Below are 15,439 nucleotides of genomic sequence, written 5' to 3' on the forward strand. Positions count from 1 at the left end.
TTCTCATTATTCTGATGGCGTTTAAACGCCATCTCGCTTAAAAATTACACTCATTGAAATCAGTGGTATTTCGTTCTCATCCCGGGCCTGTTTGCGGATCCCCGCCTTTGCACAGGAATTGGTTCTAGCCATGAAACAGATAGGTCATTCCGAATACCGCTGCGTTGCTAGTCAAGGTTCGAGACGATAACGTTGCATTACTCCATTCTTGAAGACCTGGTCCCGAATGGAATTTACCTAAATCCGTGTATTCGTATCCTAAAGAAACCAACCATTGGGGTTTGACCGCCCAATCCAATCCAGCACCTAACTGGTAAGCAAATGAAGTTTGGTTGTGATTAGAAAAACCGGGGCTCACGCGTGGTGTTACATTAGGCAGTACCGTTTCACTGTAGTCGCTCACATGATTAATACTGACGCCAATACCACCCTGAACAAAGGGCGAGACATGATGGATTTCCAGGATATTAATTTTTGATGACGCTAAAATTAAATCGGATGAGAGCTTCCATTGATAGTTATAATTGGTGAATTCGGGCAAGCTGTACTGCATAATTTGCCCATTAATTTTTCTGTTAAAGAAATGAGAATAATTGATTCCAACCGATACAGCCGGAACAATGAAATGAGTAAAGCGATAACCGCCACCAACGCCTAGCACCGCAGAGGATTCTGAGTCCATCGTATAGGTATCTTTATCACTAGGGCTAGAAAAACCACTGCCGTTATCCACTGTTAATTGATCATCGACATGGGTTCTTTGAGCGCCAATCTTTGCTGTCAGATACCAACTATTCGTTGCTTCCGAAGAAGAGGTGAACCAGGTTGTGGCTTTAACATTCTTTGCTGTCTTGGCTGGCGTTAATCGTGGGGGATTAACCTGAACTTGATGAGTTTGCTGATGGGGAACAATCGGTTTCCGCACGCAACATTGCTTTAAATTCCCTGAAAATTTTGCCCCAAGTTGATGAAGTTCCTGCGCATTGAGAGGTCCTATACGAACAGCAAACATAGTCGATACAGGGGTAATAGTGACAGGAAATTGGGTTTTGCTTTTAATTTTCCTGGCTATAGTTTGAGCGTTACTTTTGTTAGAAAACGCGCCTAATTGCAAGAAATAAATTTTCTTATGGGGGTTTCCCACAAAACGCACCGCATTTTGTGTTCCATAAATAACCTGTGATGACCAAGCAGTACTAATAGCGCAACAACTAAATAGGGTCAACAGCAAAGACAGGGTCCACGGACCCGGGTTAATCCTTAACAAAATTAAATCCATTTAATACTTCGAAGGGTAGAAAAGGTTACAATAATTTCCCTCCCAGACGCAAGGTCATTTTCGATTTGTTTATTAGGAATATCTCTATACATCGAGGTGCATTCAAGCCACCCTGTAGCCATTAATAAAGAACCAAGTGATCTTCTGTTAATCTTTATGTAATAAAAAAGATCTAAAATAGAACTATGAGACCTATTATTAATAGGGGTCACCGTGCCTACTATTACTCCATTCTGGCAGTACCGCCAAGCCTCTTTATTTAAGCACGATAAGATAAAGAAAAGTGACATTGAACAGTGCGTGAAAGACTGGACTAGAGGTGAGGAAGAAAATATTACCGTCAACGGAATCAGGTTTGACAGACTACTTGCATCGCGTGGACTGTCAGCCGAAACCCTGACCGGCGAACAGTTAAGAACAGTTTGGCGAGAAACGCTGCTTGCCGAGCTGCCAAAGGCCGAGCAAGATAAAATGCTTGCATTCATGGAACAACTATTTCATCAGGGCGGTGTGCCTTGTGCATTGCGAAGCCGGCTTACGGACGTCGCTTCAACCAAAGGACATATGGTCGGGGCAAGTGGCGTTAATGGCACGATGAATTTTACTGTAGTAGACAATAAGCTGATTATCAAAGAAGACATGCATTTGGATAAAATGCTTTTGAATTCAAATTCCAAGCACGGCGTAAAGCCATTATTGGCAGCAGAAGGGGAGCATTTACTCAGTGGGACAGCCGTTTATTCTATTGATCTAACCGCTAAAGAACCTGCGGTAGAATGCGTCGACCTGGTATTAAATCACCACAACGATACGACAACAAAAATATTTGATACCTGAGGAATCCTTGCAAAAGTCGTGGATTTTCTGAAATCACTGACTGGTATGAATAAATTAGTCGATCCCACTGAAACACAAACACAAGCACCGAGTATGTAAGGGTAGGTTGGGTCACGACCCAACAAAAACCTCTGAACTATCATTTCAGAATTCTCAGCGATTACGGAAGCTAATTCCAAACTCCGAACCGATGTAGGTTGGGTCACGACCCAACAAAAACCTCTGAAATATCATTTCAGAATTCTCAGCGATTACGGAAGCTAATTCCAAACTCCGAACCGATGTAGGTTGGGTCACGACCCAACAAAAACTTCTGGACTATCATTGCGGAATTCTCAGCGATTGCGGAAGCTAATTCCAAACTCCGAACAGAAGTAGGTTGGGTCACGACCCAACAAAAACCTCTGAAATATCATTGCGGGGAATTCTCAGCGATTACGGAAGCTAATCCCAAACTCCGAACCGATGTAAGTTGGGTCGCGACCCAACCTACATAGGGTAGCCAATAAATCCCCAATAGCCCTTCAAATCAACCCACTCACCACTATGCTCCGTGGTTTGTGAGTTCAAAGGCTTTTGTTGATACCAATTCAGTCCGTAGGTTGGGTCGCGACCCAACCTTCATAAGGTAGCCAATAAATCCCCAATAGCCCTTCAAATCAACCCACTCGCCACCATGCGCCGCGGTTCGCGAGTTCAAAGGCTTTTGTTGATACCAATTCAGTCCGTAGGTTGGGTCGCGACCCAACCTTCATAAGGTAGCCAATAAATCCCCAATAGCCCTTCAAATCAACCCACTCGCCACCATGCGCCATGGTTCGCGAGCTCAAAGGCTTTTGTTGATACCAATTCAGTCCGTAGGTTGGGTCGCGACCCAACCTTCATAAGGTAGCCAATAAATCCGCAATAGCCCCTTAAATCAACCCACTCTCCACTATGCGCCGTGGTTTGCGAGTTCAACAGCTTTTGTTGACACTAATTTAGGCTTGGTTGCTATCACTTGTAAGCACCAGAAATGGACGGGAATTATTTCGTCATCGTAATTTGTTTGCTTTAGATATTCAGTTACAAAATCGTTTAAAAATTCTTCTGTTCTACTTACTGGAATCTGTTTAATTTGAGCACTGGCAGCATTAAAGAAACCTTTGAGCTTTTCTTTTGATGGAAAAGTATAAGTCATTTTTTCTTCAGTAATCTCTATAGTTTTTAATCCAGCTTCTATTAGCATTTCCTCATACACATTCGGCTCAAAGAAGAATCGTGGATTTATAAAATCTGTGAAATATTGTTTCCAATTCTCACGCGCACAAATTTCATCCAAAACAAAATGATAAATTGATTTCCTGTGAGATAAAAGCAATGCAATTTGAGCACCTTCAACGGCAGAGTCTGCAATTCCTTTGAGGACTCCCATCTGATCTTTCACCCAATGCAAACAATTAAATGAAGTTATAATATCAAATTGTGCGCGGAAAATATTTTTACTTGCATCCATTTGAATAAAGCGCATATTGTCTTGAGCTGAATATTTCTCTGCAGCATATTCAATCATCTGAGTTGATATGTCGGTGCCTATTACACAGCCAGTGCTAACAATTTTAGCAACCTCGCTTGTAATAACTCCATCCCCACATCCTATATCTAACACCCTTGCGTTAGAGGAAAAAAATATTTTACTTAAAACGCTCATAGCAAAATTGTATTGTAACTCATTATTTTTACTATATTTAATTGGGTTCTTGTAAACATGATCATTCATAATTGAGCAACTTAAGGCAAGAGAGAACTTTTACACTTATCAATAAACAATACAGATACAGAATGCAAGGAATATGTTAATATCGTGTTGGTTGCGGGCAATTGCTTATCAAGGGATTAGTAAACGAATGCTCTTTCTCAAAATATCTTCTTATTTTAAAGAACTAAGAATTCCGTCCTTTAAAATAGAATCAGAAAATGTAGACACAGAAACAGGGTTAATCTATTTCTGGGTACAACTTCATGGCAAATGCACTCCTCTGATAAAAAAAGACCCCATAGAACTTCTTAGAGAAGCGCGAGCTAAAAATTTTTTTTCCGAAGATGATTACGATCGAATAATTGCAGCTCTACTTGAGAATCAGAAAAAATTGATTGAATTTAAATATAAGAAAAAATTTCACTTGATAAAGCATCAATTTTCTGAGCAATTGGAACAACCATTGATCGTTTATAATGATTCAACCAATAAAGTTTATATTAAACCAGCAAAGGAAATATATTCTAATATAGAAAGTCTTAGGATGTTTAGTTCCGAAGATAGCGCCTGCATAGGAAATATAGTTGGTAGCCATGAAACCGAACAAGAATTTAGAATACGAAAAGAGGCAAAGACAGAAAATATTATTAAGTTCGATACTTTACTCTTGACGGATTGAAATGTAGAACCTTCTCACTGTTATATGAAATAGTATTGTTAGGCATTATTTTTTTAAATTTACTTACTAGATAAGCGTTTGGTATGCAAATTATGAAAGAATATAGCATCTTCAGTATGTAATCCGAAATAATAATATTGGTTGTATCCCGCAAGCTGGCGTCACTTAGAACATGAAATGTTATTAAATTAGTGGAAATTGTAAAAAGCAATTCCCCTATAGCAGTTGCACCTAGGCTTCTTCTAAAAAAACCCTTTCCAAACCATTTCATTCCCCATCTATCCATTACATAGGTATTAGCAAAAAAACCAATTGCCAGAGAAATTGAATCTGCAAATGCTATATGCACAAAGCCGGTAGTAAAAATAGAATAGATTTCCTGATTGTGCCAATTAGAAGGTGATGACAACAGTGATAAACCATATGTAACAAAACTGAATAGGAACTCACAAATGATAATTGCCAAAATCATAAAATAAGAAACTCTGGCTCCTAGTAGTTCTGTTATTGAATCATTAAGTGGGAAAAGAAATGGAAAAACAAAGACAGAGGAGCATAAAATTCGGCCATATAGTTCTACTGTTTTATAGCCCATTACAAAAGAGCAGAAGAATATCGTCGCATACAACATACCAAGTAAAACCAAATACGTGCCCTTATCAATGGTATAGAAGTAATTTCTTACATTTTTTAATATGGGTAGTTTCACAGGACTATCCTTGTTAATTAGTCTTCACCCTCATGGAAGTAGATAAAGCATGCTGAGTATTATTCTTTCCCATATCAAAAAGATTTGTTCGGTAATGGACGATCACCCCTTTAAAAGTGTATGCATTTAAATTTATTCTCTTAATTTGTATAGGAAAATTTGAGTTGAGGATTTTTATATAAAAATCCTCCCCATCTGAAATTATTTGTCTAATTTTAGGGGGATCATTTTCATTTTTAATGAGTAGAACAAAATCCTTGTTGGTTATATCTCGCTCGGGATCGACAATAACTATGGAGTTTACAAGTATAAATGGTTCCATCATATTGTCTTGAGAGAACGTTGCAAAACACCGGTTATTTGTTGGAAATTCAATAGGAATTGTATTTAATTGAGTTCTCCCCTCTTGGGATAGTTTTAAAAATGAACATATTTCTGTAGGTTGAATCAACGGTATTTGTTTACAACCAATAGGTTCTTCACCAATTAATTGGCTCACGGTAATTTGAAAAAAAGATGATAATTTCTTTAAGACCTCAATTGTGGGATTCCCATTTTTGTTTTTTAACAATCTATAAATTGTGCTTGACGGCACACCCGTCATCCTTTCTAACTCTAAAACATTTAGATTAAATTTTTCTAGAAGTTCAGCTAGCACAAAATCGATTGACATAATTCGCCATATATAGTAATTTTCGCCACAAATGGTTATATTACCATGTATGGCGAAATCTTTCATTTATTAATTAGTTTAATTAATTCCACTGTAAGAATAAATAATTAATAGAATTACCTACGTAGAAATAAAATGGGTTATTTATTGCGAAAGGAAATAATGAATCAAAAAACAAGCTGGGATCACTGGCTGACTCTTATATTTAAGGATTTTATGACTGAAACTGATCCTAAATCTGGATATGAGATACTCCATATTTATGAATGCAAAAAAACTGGTTTCACAAAAGCAACGATTAAAATACCCCCATGTGACACTATTATAGAGAAAAATATTAGAGATATAGTTATAGAAAACGAGTTTTTGGAGAATCTGGATAAAAAAACTATTCGTACACTAACCCATATTGCAACAATGGAGTACTTAAATCCAGACTGTTTCATTGTGTCCCAGAAAATGACTGGAAAAGCAGATAATTATATTCTGGAAATAAAATCCAACAGTGATTACAACACGATAAAAAAATCACCAACAGAAATATCAAAGGATAAGACATTAGTTGCCAGATTTAATTCTATAGAGGCAAATAGAATAGGCTATATGGCGGGCGTTCTTGAGACGCTAAGGGAATATGGCGCTCTGAAGCAAGGGATTTAATTTATAAATAGTAAATGTAGGCTGAGCATGTCGGGCCAGCAAAGCCCGACCTACAATGACTTTAAGTCGATAACCAACCAAACCACTCATTTAACTTGGTAATCAACTCATCAACCCCTTCTTTCTTCAATGAAGAAAAGGCTTGGACGGTGATAAGTTCTTCCATTAACTGGTAATGGCGGCGCACTTTTATCACAGTATTTTTAACGTCACTGCGGCTTAATTTGTCTGCCTTGGTCAGTAGAATATGGACGGGTAATTCGCGGTCTAACGACCAGTCAACCATCATCTTATCCAAATCCTTCAACGGATGGCGGCAATCCATTAGCAACACCAGGCCCTTTAAGCATTGGCGCACTTCAAGGTAATGCGCTAAATTTTTCTGCCAATCCTGCTTCACTTGCTGGGCAACCTGGGCATAACCGTAGCCGGGTAAATCGACCAAACGCCGTTGGTCATCCAGGCTAAAGAGATTGATTAATTGTGTACGCCCCGGTGTCTTCGAAGTACGGGCGAGTTGTTTGATACCGGTTAGGCAATTAAGGGCACTGGACTTACCGGCATTCGAGCGTCCAGCAAAAGCGACTTCAAAGCCCTCGTCAGGAGGGAGATGCTCAACACGCGCTGCGCTTTTTAAAAAACTGGCCTGAGTATATGGATTTCTTAACATTATTTTTCAATTTCATTTTGGGATTTTTGCTCAGGCAGTGTACCATTAAATGAGATAAAACCTTCGGAAAAAGAATGAAAAAAATCGTGTTTGCTGTTGTACTATTCTACACATGCGCGATCCAGGCTGCTGAGGTTGCTTCTTCGGTTGAAGAAAAAGCGGCGCTCTGCGTTGCCTGCCATGGTGCAAAAGGAATTAGCACTAATCCCGAGTGGCCAAGCCTTGCAGGGCAACATGCAAAATACCTGCTCAAACAAATGCTCGATTTCAAAAAAGGCATTACTCGTAATGCTCCAACGATGACAGCAATCCTTGCCAACCTCAATGAACAGGATATGGCAGCATTGGCTGAATATTATGCCAAACTCCCTTTGCCAGAAGGCTCTGTGCCCAAAAAATATTTAAAACGGGGTGAGCAATTGTATCGCGGCGGCGATTTCGATAAACACATTACTGCTTGTATAGCCTGTCATGGCCCCAGAGGGACAGGTAACGAGCAGGCAGGGTTTCCCGTGTTATCAGGGCAACATGCGCTTTATACCATACAGCAACTTCAAGCCTTTAAAGATCAAAAACGCAAAAATGATTTGAATTCCATTATGCGTGATATAAGTGCACGTATGAGTCCAGAGGATATGGCTGCGGTGGCCTATTACATGCAGGGCCTCCATTAAGGGCTGTTTAAATTTCTACTAGTTTGGCGCTTAAGGTTTGATGTTCTGCGCTTCGCTGCTCACATACTGACGTGTATGCTCCGCTGCGATGCTCAACCATCAAACCTTAAGCACTCAACCTAGCGAAATGTAAACAGCCCCTCCCTATTATTTCTACTAACTGGCCACTTAGGCCTGTTTTTCTCCGCTTCGCTGCCCACATACTGACGAGTATGCTCCGCTGCGATGCTCAACCATCAAACCCTAAGCACTCAACCTGGCGAAATCTAAACAGCCCCTCCCTATTATTTCTACTAACTGGCCACTTAGGCCTGTTTTTCCCCGCTTCGCTGCTCACATACTGGCGTGTATGCTCCGCTGCGATGCCCGAACATCAGCTATAAACGCCCAACCTGGCGAAATGCAACCCGTCCAATTATTGCGAAAAAATACAAATACACTTGTGTTTCATGTAAACTGCACGTTCTCAAACATTTTGAAGTGAGAAACTATGTTAAAACGTTTTTTATTAATTGCTTTATTACTGCCAGCGTTAGCTTTCGCTGACGATTTTGTGGCAGGAAAAGACTATGAAGTAGTCAACGGCAATACAACACCCCTTAAGAATAAAATCGCTGTAACAGAATTTTTTAGTTATGGCTGCCCCTGGTGCTATCGTATTGAGCCTTCATTGGCTGGCTGGGTAAAGAAACAGGGGAATAAAATTCAATTCTCCCGTGTACCAGTCGTGTTTCATAAAGATTGGAGTTATTACGCTAAGGCTTACTACACCGCGAATGTTCTAGGCTTGGAAGCAAAACTCAACCCGGCTTTGTTTAAGGCGATCCAGGACAATAAACAGTCACTGAATACCAATCAAGCCATGATTGATTTTTTCACAGCCCAAGGCGTAGCAAGTGCGACTGCAAAAAGTGCCTTTGAAAACTCAACCACTATTGATATGAAAGTGACTGCAGGAACAGCTTCTATGGCTCGTTTCCGTATCACCGGTGTACCTGCTGTTGTTATTAACAACCAATACAAGACTGATTTGCAAATGGCAAAAAGTGAAGAGCGTTTGTTTAAAATTCTTGATTTTCTGTTAGCGAAAGCCAATCAAAAAACAGCTTGATGTACCACCAGCCACCGGATTTTCCGGTGGCTTCACACACGCTATTTCGTCTAGCGATATAAAACAGAATTCTGCTTTTATATCGAACTAACCCTAGTTAATTTTAGTAGAACCAGAGATACCCGGATTTTCCAAACTTAAAATACCGCTGGTAAAATCGTAGGCAAAAATCTCTGCATAGCGTCCCCAGTCAATCATGGTACGCAATACCCGCTCTGATTCCTTTTCACTTAAATAATCTTCCAACTTGCTCAGGAAGCGTTCCTCGGAAACGCGATGACCAATTTTTTCATCCAGGACGCGGCGAATATAACGTGCCAGAGGTACTTTTTCTAATAAACGTCTGGCAAACAATTGCTTACGCTCTTGCAAGTCGGCCTCAGAAAATTGTTTACCCAGTTCACTCAATTGGATATCCCCATCTGAAACTTTGGCAAAACCCAAAATTTCCAGTGTTTCGAGGATAGGGAACAAATCGTCAATGTTCATCATTAACTCATCAGCAAGCTCAGGTAAATCAATACGCTCTTCAAAGGATTTCATCGTTTCGATAAGGCCTGATAATTCTGAAGGTTCTACATCAGGCAAACGGTAGCCCAGGCCAATTTGCCGCTCGCGTTGGGCACGCCTTGCCTTTTCCTTGGGACCAGTGGTCATCAAGGTATAGATTTTATCAACCAACGCATGGTACTCCGGTGTATCAGGTTCACGCGGTTGCGGCAGGGTAACCTGTAATTCAGCGCGAATATAACCAGGATCAGAACCAAAAATAACAATTCGATCAGCGAGTGTTGCCGCTTCTTCAATATTGTGCGTGACCAACAAAATACCATTCGTGTTGGTCTTTTTCTCTTGCCATAATTCGAGTAAATCCGATTTCAGGTTTTCTGCTGTCAACACATCAAGCGCAGAAAAAGGCTCATCCATCAATAACACATCGGGATTGGTCACCAGAGCACGTGCAAAACCTACCCGTTGCCGCATTCCCCCTGATAACTCTTTGGGGAAAGCCGACTCAAAACCATCCAACCCAATGGTATCAATCGCTTCAATAGCGCGATGGCGACGCTCCTCTCGACCTACCCCCTGGGCTTCCAAACCCAGCTCCACATTTTCCAGTACAGTCAGCCAAGGCATCAGCGCGAAGGATTGGAAAACCATCGCAATACCCGGTACGGGTCCGGTGACGGCTTTACCGCGATAGGTTACTTTTCCTGATGAGGGTGGTACCAACCCGGCAATAATACGCAAAAGGGTGGACTTGCCGGAGCCTGATTTACCCAGCATGGCGACAATTTCGCCTTCCTGTAATTTAAAATTGACATCCTCAAGCACCAGTAAATCTTGCTCAGATGCTTTTTTAAAGGATTTACGACAATTTTCAAGAGCAATAATGGTTTCTGACATCGAAGCCTCAATTAAAATGAAAGCGCTCTTCCGCCAAACGATAGAGCGGGCGCCAAATTAGGTGATTAAACGCCAAGACATAGGAACACATCATTGCCGTACCTAACGCAATTTTCGGAAAATCACCGGCAATCGTGCTGGCTTGTATATATTCCCCTAAACCGGTTGCCTTTAACGTGGTGCTCCCCCAGCTGACCCATTCTGCCACAATACTGGCATTCCAGGCACCGCCTGCCGCAGTAATTGCGCCAGTGATATAAAAAGGGAAAATACCGGGTAAAGCCAGTCGTTTCCACCATTGCCATCCCTTCACACCAAAATTATCAGCCGCCAGATAAAGATCTCGCGGAATGGTTGATGCCCCGGCAATCACATTAAATAAAATATACCACTGCGTACCCAGAATCATCAGCGGCGTTACCCAAATTTCCACGCTTAAATTAAAGCGTACAATGGCAATTACAAATAAAGGATAGAATAAATTAGCAGGAAATGCGGCTACAAACTGGATGACCGGCTGTATTTTTTGCGCGAGGCGCGGCCGCAACCCGATCCAGACCCCCACGGGAATCCAAATGAGAGAACTGATAATAATCAAAACAATGACGCGAGTACCGGTAGCAGCCCCAAGAAGAAACACGTGGACAATCTCGCTGACCTTCAGTTCGGCAAGAATGAATTCCAGCAATAACCAGCCACTGCCAATAATGACCAACCAAACGACTGCATACCATAGCCAATCAAGGTGTTTTTGACGGTGGAAATCGACTTCTTTCACCACCTTCGGCCCTCTACGGCGAAACCACTGGGCATTAACAAAGTTATCTTTGACAATATTGAGCCCTTTGCCAAAGCGCTTGGTTAATCGACTGCCGCGCAGCAAATCAATGAGCCAGGATTGATATTCTTCCTCATCCGGCGCTTGTTCCATTTTAAACTTTTCTGACCAGGCTATAAGTGGTCTAAACAGAATCTGATCATAGAGAAAAATAACAATAACCATGGTTAAAATAGCATACCCTACCGCATGCAAATCACGCCTTTCGATAGCCAGGGCAATATAAGAACCCACGCCAGGTAAACGGATATCCTGATGAGCGACAGCAATTGCCTCGGATAAAACAACGAAAAACCAGCTTGCGGACATAGACATCATCATATTCCACAACAAACTGGACATGGAAAAAGGGACTTCAACCTTCCAAAAACGCTGCCAGGCTGATAATTGGAACATAGCCGAAGCCTCTTTTAAGTCATGAGGCAAGGTTTTTAACGATTGATAAAATCCAAAAATAATATTCCATACCTGCGCTGTAAAAATAGCAAAAATACAGGCACATTCCGGCCCCAATAAACTGCCGGGGAAAAGATGAATAAAACCGGTAACGGTAATGGATAGAAAACTTAATACTGGCACGGATTGCAAAACATCGATTGCTGGAATAACAACTTGTTCAGCACGCCTGTTTTTTGCTGCCAAGGTACCGACAATAAACGTGAAAATAATAGACAAGGCCAGGGCAATAAACATACGTAACACGGTACGTAAAGCATAAAAGGGTAATTTTGACGGCTCAAGTGAAATGGGTAGCGGCTCCCCCAATTGATAGGGGCTTGCCATCTGTTTGCCTGCCCAGCCAAGAAAAAATAATACAGAAAAAATAAGGATCAGGAGCAGCAGATCCCAGCGGTTAATAAAGCGACTGACATTTTCGCGGTTGGCAAAGTAAAAACGACTGTTGCGCACAATGCCCCCCTCATTATATTCACGCCATTGAACCGAACTATACCTTATCCAATCAAAAGAGATACCTGAATTTTGATTGGCTATTAAAGAATGGATTTTGCAAAAGGCCTAAGTCACTTATTGAATAACCCAAAACCGCATAAAATACCATAAATACCGGCTTATCGGTATATAGTCTGTCATTGTGAACCCATTAAAATTAATAATTTATTTTATTTCAGATGAACTTTTTTCAAACAAATGTGTCTAATAAGTGAGCATTCCCCCGAGTGCTCTACTCTGCTTTCCCTCTTTATGCAGAGTAGTGTCCGTACGAGAATGTCGGACACCCGTTTTCCCCGGCTTTCAGCCGGGGTTTTTTTGTGTTTTAAACCCGTCTACAATTAACTAAAAATCTTTACGAGAGAATACAGTGCGATACATTAAGCTCTATGCCGTATTAATCACCCTTTTTTCCTGCTCTTTGACATGGGCTGCACCAGCGTCCGATGATACCCAGATGGCTGTATGGGTCAACGAAGCCATTGTCGCTACCTATACCTTCAATTATAAAAATTTTATTGACCGGCAACGAGAAATCGCCAAATATTTTACTGCTGCAGGCTGGACGGCCTATAGTGCAGCACTCAATGCGTCCAAACTCCCTGATGCAGTGCAAAAAAATTCTTATTTCGTCAGTGCAGTAGCAACGTTACCCCCTGAAATCAAGGTGATAAATGCCGCGCAGTGGCAAGCTGTCATGCCCTTACTCGTTGTTTACAGAAACCCTCAATACCAACAAAAACAAAACTTGCGGGTTACCATTAACTTTAACCGGGCACCATCAGGACAAGGTGTACGAGGTTTTGCTATCAGTAGTCTGCAGGCCCAGGTGATAACGCCACCTTGCCAATGTAAGCAAGACGTCGATAGCACTGCTACAACAAGTGATACCCAACCACCCCAAGGTGCACAATAATCAACAAAACAAGCAAGATAATAATCAAATTTAATTTGCGGGGCATGGTCACATCGAGAGCGGCCTGCTCCGGATTATTGGGATTATAAAAAATATCTATTTCTTCGTCTTTTTCAAAGGCGATCGCAGCACGATAGGCCACTTTACGCGCATATTTACTATTAGGATTATTGTGTGACGTGTCCAAAAAGAGGTATTCGCCAATAAAATCCCTATCAAAAACCTGATAAGTATATTCTATTTTCGGCCACAACTGGTGTCCTTCACGAGTCCAGACAAAACGTGTGATACGTCCTTTAGTAATGAGCCAGAATTTGGTTTGCTGTAATGATTGCCGATCCCGCCAGAAATGCCGCAACAAAACCAGTAAAAAAATTAACCAAAGAAGATCAAGCAGCCAATGCCAAGACACAAGCCAATTCGTCACGGATATTCCTATGAGCAATGATACTTTATCCTAGAGCAAATACCCGAGTTAAGCAAAGGATTCGCTAGCGAGTTTTCGAATGAGTCCATTGTTACTTTTGGCCATGGTGTTTATTTACAAGACAAAATTGGAGGACTATGCTTGACATGAGTGGTAATGGACTAGCTAACCGCTTCTGTGCAGTTCAACTTCAGCGGAGGAAGTAATCATGCATAGACTATTTACTATTTTAATACTCATCAGCAGCAGCTTATCCTTCAACGCGTTTGCGCAGCAATCAGGCGGTAGCGGCGGTGGAGAAGATCTCAAAGGGGTTTGCGAATTGTCCGGTGGTAGCTGGACCGGTTCAGAAACAGGTAACTGGGCTTGCTGCTGGCCTGATTGGGGTTGCTACGGCTGCGTTGACGGCAATTGCAAAATTAAATGCCACACACAACGCTGTAAAGACGCTAATGGCGTAGGTAGACCAAGCACCAATGAACTATTGTTGCAAGGTATAGCGCCAACAGGCATGAAAGCACCTATTGTGCCTAAAAGGCCAAAGGCGACTATAAAAAACCCATCAAGCTCAACACTGCAAAAAACGCAGTAATTAATCCGTACGACATCAAAAGCCTCGTGCTTTTATGTCGTACAATGACAGTCATTTTGAGAGATTATCTTTAATATCTGCTTCTGCTGGCTGAGTTGTTTTATTTAATGCTTGCGTTTGCCGCCGACGCATAATAAAGAGGTAGCTGACCACTACGGCAACAAGGATAATACCAAGAGACCAAAGCGGCCTGATAGCGAACCAGGCTATTGCCGTTGCGATTGACCAAAGGACAAAACCGCAAACAAAAGCAATCAAGCCCGTACCAAATCCCATAATAGAACCTAATAGGGGTAGTACATCTGCCAGGACAACCAACGGCTTTAATATCAGGGAAAATCCAGCAACCATCGCGAGCAGGGAACCCAGACGCAGGATCCAGGTGATAATTCGATTTTCAACCAGCGCATCATGAATCATTTGGTCTGGTGATTCCTGTCCGGAAGTCAGGAGTATCACCTCTTGCCCCGCTTTGGCCATATAGGGTTGTAAGGTATTTCCTGTTTGTTGGCCAATAATGCTAACCGTTTGAGGTAAAACCGCCGTTGCTTTAATGCGTAGATCGCCAATTTGCGGATTTTGGTAATCCGCTCCCCCGTAGAGTTGATTATTTACATAATGGACTGGCTTATTGATTTGTTTCTGGATCGCGGAGAGATTCACTTTGGAAAGGTTAACAGGGCTTGTTTCACTAATTTCACCAATCAGGCTTTGTGGAAGCAAGAAATCTCCCACAGTGACTGTCTGAGCATATTGCTGTTGTGACTCAACGGGCATTGCCGCAGGATTCTGATGCCCAGCCTGATCGTTAAACGACGAACTATCAAGCAGTTTTTGTGACCAGATTTTTTTGTAATTATACGTTTTCGTTGTTTTCTCTGAGCCGCCCATCTGCGATTCAGTTTTGGTTTCGGTATATTCTTTCCATTGATACATTTCTACAGTTCTCGTGAGGCCAATGGCGTTTTCTTTAATGCCAAGGAAAGAATCTGTCAGAATATCTTTGGTCGTTGCCAAACCACTGAAATAGACAACACGAAGGTTATTTTTATTATCAACAGGGGCATCAGGAACAGAAATTAATACGCGTTGGGCTTCTATCAGCGATTGAGCCCTATGCAAGCCATGGCCTTCATTCCAGAATGTCAGGACAAAAGAACCGATAATTAAAAGGATACCGGCAAAAACACCTATAAAAGCATCTTTTATACGGCTACCCCAGGAGCGCGTACTGATTTCTTCTGTCATCTCAATCCTCCCTGAGTAAACTCTATCGCT

Annotated in this window: 16 protein-coding genes; 7 read left to right on the plus strand and 9 right to left on the minus strand. The window is 41.6% G+C overall.

The genetic code is table 11. From position 1 onward, the window contains the following. Positions 1-124: 124 nt before the first annotated feature. Positions 125-1,267, minus strand: coding sequence for an outer membrane beta-barrel protein (locus Lfee_RS08460; protein WP_238584903.1), 1,143 nt, complete (start codon positions 1,265-1,267; stop codon positions 125-127). Between the two features lie 225 nt (positions 1,268-1,492). Here Lfee_RS08460 and Lfee_RS08465 point away from each other — a divergent pair, with 225 nt between their 5' ends. Then, on the plus strand, positions 1,493-2,116 hold the full coding sequence (locus Lfee_RS08465) for a hypothetical protein (RefSeq protein WP_058445787.1): 624 nt from the start codon (positions 1,493-1,495) through the stop codon (positions 2,114-2,116). 934 nt (positions 2,117-3,050) lie between these two features. Here the strand turns inward: Lfee_RS08465 and Lfee_RS08470 are convergent. Beyond that, on the minus strand, positions 3,051-3,875 hold the full coding sequence (locus Lfee_RS08470) for a class I SAM-dependent methyltransferase (RefSeq protein WP_058445789.1): 825 nt from the start codon (positions 3,873-3,875) through the stop codon (positions 3,051-3,053). A gap of 127 nt (positions 3,876-4,002) precedes the next feature. On the opposite strand from Lfee_RS08470, the gene Lfee_RS08475 reads away from it, so the two are divergent. Then, entirely contained in the window at positions 4,003-4,533 is a 531-nt protein-coding gene (locus Lfee_RS08475) for a hypothetical protein (RefSeq protein ID WP_131753129.1), read from the plus strand. On the opposite strand, the gene Lfee_RS08480 is transcribed toward Lfee_RS08475, so the two are convergent. Together Lfee_RS08480 and Lfee_RS08485 are read right to left on the minus strand one after the other, a co-directional pair. Next, positions 4,502-5,242 carry a VUT family protein gene (locus Lfee_RS08480; protein ID WP_058445792.1) on the minus strand — a complete coding sequence of 247 codons (741 nt, stop codon included), beginning with the start codon at positions 5,240-5,242 and terminating at the stop codon, positions 4,502-4,504. The genes Lfee_RS08475 and Lfee_RS08480 overlap by 32 nt on opposite strands. Before the next feature lie 13 nt (positions 5,243-5,255). After that, positions 5,256-5,915 carry a helix-turn-helix domain-containing protein gene (locus tag Lfee_RS08485; RefSeq protein WP_165482123.1) on the minus strand — a complete coding sequence of 220 codons (660 nt, stop codon included), beginning with the start codon at positions 5,913-5,915 and terminating at the stop codon, positions 5,256-5,258. Positions 5,916-6,077: 162 nt separating this feature from the next. Between Lfee_RS08485 and Lfee_RS08490 the strand changes: the two genes are divergently transcribed. Next, positions 6,078-6,575 carry a hypothetical protein gene (locus Lfee_RS08490; RefSeq protein WP_058445794.1) on the plus strand — a complete coding sequence of 166 codons (498 nt, stop codon included), beginning with the start codon at positions 6,078-6,080 and terminating at the stop codon, positions 6,573-6,575. Positions 6,576-6,636: 61 nt separating this feature from the next. On the opposite strand, the gene yihA is transcribed toward Lfee_RS08490, so the two are convergent. Beyond that, positions 6,637-7,245 (minus strand): ribosome biogenesis GTP-binding protein YihA/YsxC, encoded by a 609-nt coding sequence (gene yihA, locus Lfee_RS08495; RefSeq protein ID WP_058445795.1) that lies wholly within the window; start codon positions 7,243-7,245, stop codon positions 6,637-6,639. A gap of 74 nt (positions 7,246-7,319) precedes the next feature. Here yihA and Lfee_RS08500 point away from each other — a divergent pair, with 74 nt between their 5' ends. Both Lfee_RS08500 and Lfee_RS08505 read left to right on the plus strand, forming a co-directional pair. Continuing rightward, positions 7,320-7,919, plus strand: a complete 600-nt coding sequence (locus tag Lfee_RS08500; protein WP_058445796.1) for a c-type cytochrome — start codon at positions 7,320-7,322, stop codon at positions 7,917-7,919. Between the two features lie 490 nt (positions 7,920-8,409). Then, positions 8,410-9,030: a thiol:disulfide interchange protein DsbA/DsbL gene (locus Lfee_RS08505; protein ID WP_058445797.1), complete on the plus strand. Its 621-nt coding sequence runs from the start codon at positions 8,410-8,412 to the stop codon at positions 9,028-9,030. A gap of 93 nt (positions 9,031-9,123) precedes the next feature. Here the strand turns inward: Lfee_RS08505 and Lfee_RS08510 are convergent, their stop codons facing one another. Further along, entirely contained in the window at positions 9,124-10,437 is a 1,314-nt protein-coding gene (locus Lfee_RS08510; RefSeq protein ID WP_058445800.1) for an ABC transporter ATP-binding protein, read from the minus strand. 7 nt (positions 10,438-10,444) lie between these two features. Further along, positions 10,445-12,184 carry an ABC transporter permease gene (locus Lfee_RS08515; protein ID WP_058445802.1) on the minus strand — a complete coding sequence of 580 codons (1,740 nt, stop codon included), beginning with the start codon at positions 12,182-12,184 and terminating at the stop codon, positions 10,445-10,447. Positions 12,185-12,596: 412 nt separating this feature from the next. Here Lfee_RS08515 and Lfee_RS08520 point away from each other — a divergent pair, with 412 nt between their 5' ends. Next, positions 12,597-13,142, plus strand: a complete 546-nt coding sequence (locus Lfee_RS08520) for a DotI/IcmL family type IV secretion protein (protein WP_256593787.1) — start codon at positions 12,597-12,599, stop codon at positions 13,140-13,142. Here Lfee_RS08520 and Lfee_RS08525 read toward each other — a convergent pair. Next, on the minus strand, positions 13,102-13,569 hold the full coding sequence (locus tag Lfee_RS08525; RefSeq protein ID WP_238584904.1) for a DUF3592 domain-containing protein: 468 nt from the start codon (positions 13,567-13,569) through the stop codon (positions 13,102-13,104). The two genes, Lfee_RS08520 and Lfee_RS08525, sit on opposite strands and share 41 nt — an antisense overlap. Positions 13,570-13,777: 208 nt before the next feature. Between Lfee_RS08525 and Lfee_RS08530 the strand changes: the two genes are divergently transcribed. After that, complete coding sequence (locus tag Lfee_RS08530; protein ID WP_058445803.1) at positions 13,778-14,161, plus strand: hypothetical protein; 384 nt, start codon at positions 13,778-13,780, stop codon at positions 14,159-14,161. A 51-nt stretch (positions 14,162-14,212) separates the two neighbouring features. Here Lfee_RS08530 and Lfee_RS08535 read toward each other — a convergent pair whose 3' ends face one another. Continuing rightward, positions 14,213-15,409, minus strand: coding sequence for a TMEM43 family protein (locus Lfee_RS08535; RefSeq protein WP_064088251.1), 1,197 nt, complete (start codon positions 15,407-15,409; stop codon positions 14,213-14,215). Positions 15,410-15,439: the final 30 nt, after the last annotated feature.

The organism is Legionella feeleii, assembly GCF_001467625.1.
Classification (GTDB): domain Bacteria; phylum Pseudomonadota; class Gammaproteobacteria; order Legionellales; family Legionellaceae; genus Tatlockia; species Tatlockia feeleii.